The 1,357-nt window shown below is 29.7% G+C and carries 2 protein-coding genes; both read right to left on the reverse strand.

Going from position 1 to position 1,357, the window contains the following annotated elements:
• Window positions 1-18: 18 nt before the first annotated feature.
• A complete protein-coding gene (locus DXA15_RS25000; protein ID WP_158579721.1) occupies window positions 19-858 on the reverse strand; it encodes a hypothetical protein in 840 nt (279 codons plus the stop codon).
• A complete protein-coding gene (locus DXA15_RS25005; RefSeq protein ID WP_128135840.1) occupies window positions 813-1,262 on the reverse strand; it encodes a hypothetical protein in 450 nt (149 codons plus the stop codon). Before DXA15_RS25005 ends, DXA15_RS25000 begins: the two co-directional genes overlap by 46 nt.
• Window positions 1,263-1,357 lie beyond the last annotated feature (95 nt).

Genomic DNA, 1,357 nt, shown 5'->3' on the forward strand with positions numbered 1-1,357 from the left:
ACATACTTTCCGAACACTTCATACACCTTGAATATCATATATCTGAACTAATAAATTATTCACATTATTCCTGTTATAAAATCCGGATGAACTTGTTCTCGAAACAATTACAGAATTTAATATTTGATTATAAGTAACAGAATATGGTTTATTGTTATATTTAATTACAGTCTTTCGAGCCATAGTATCGTAAATGCCAAATACTACACCAATAGAATGAATACCTTCCGAAAGTTGGTTACCATGTAAATAGAGAACCTTTCCTTCCATTTGTAATATATTTCCATAATCATCCCTAAACCAATAAATAAATTGATCATTACTAATGTCTATAGTTGTAGATAAAGTATATTCAACAGACTCATCCCCATATATTACATCTGGACCATTTATGTGTACAGTATCTAATACAAAAATATTTTTTATTAGTAACAAAGATTTTCCATCAATAAGAATTGTAACGTGTATTGAAAGCCATACAAGTGGATCTTTTAATGTAAAAGATATCTTATTTGTTCCATCACCATTAACAATAATAGCACTACCAATCTTCCATTGATAAGTTGCTCCAGCTATTTTAGTAATTTCGGCTGTAAATGTTTTTTGATCATTAAGAGAAATAGTATCAGGGGCATTTATTTTTATATATGATTCATCCAAATATTTGTATTCAACGCTGTTAACATCACTATATAAACCACCATCATCTATAATAGCTTGAACCTGTATCATTCCTTTACAATAAGCTTGAGTGTTTTTTACAAACAAAATAACATTATTATCTTCAATATTCTTTTTAAGTATGAAACTACCTATATGCCGTCTAGTAGTTTCACAACATCCTGAGGTAATGTCCATTTATAAGATGACGCATTCTTTACATTTGTAAAATAATATTTACTAACACCGTTGTCAACAGTCTCCATTTTTACAAACTTAGGGACCTCAGGTTTAACAGGCTGAGGCTTCACTCCTGATATTTTAACAACAGCTTCCATTGTTACATAAGAACTTCCATTAAGACCTGTAACTGTTATTCTTGACTCAGGCACATTATCCCAAGTTATATGAACAACCTCTCCTTCTTTAGTATCAGATACTCCCCATAAAAACTGCCACATTAATGAACGCGTATTAGGGAAATTTACAACCCTATATTCATAAGGTATACCTGCATAAACTGTATCTTTAGAAGGAGAGATACCAGGTCCTTTAATTTTATACTGAGCATGTATTACTGAACTTGTAAAAATCACAGACACGACCAAAAATAGTTTTAAAACATTTTTTTCATAACTCTACTCTTTATAAATAATTACTAATCTTATAAAGATAGTTATAATATATGAATTACAAA

Source organism: Parabacteroides sp. AM58-2XD (genome assembly GCF_003463685.1).
GTDB lineage: Bacteria > Bacteroidota > Bacteroidia > Bacteroidales > Tannerellaceae > Parabacteroides > Parabacteroides segnis.

Bases quoted from the DNA above. Each gene is read 5' to 3' on its own strand.
- DXA15_RS25000 (WP_158579721.1), bottom strand. From the start codon at position 858: ATGGACATTACCTCAGGATGTTGTGAAACTACTAGACGGCATATAGGT.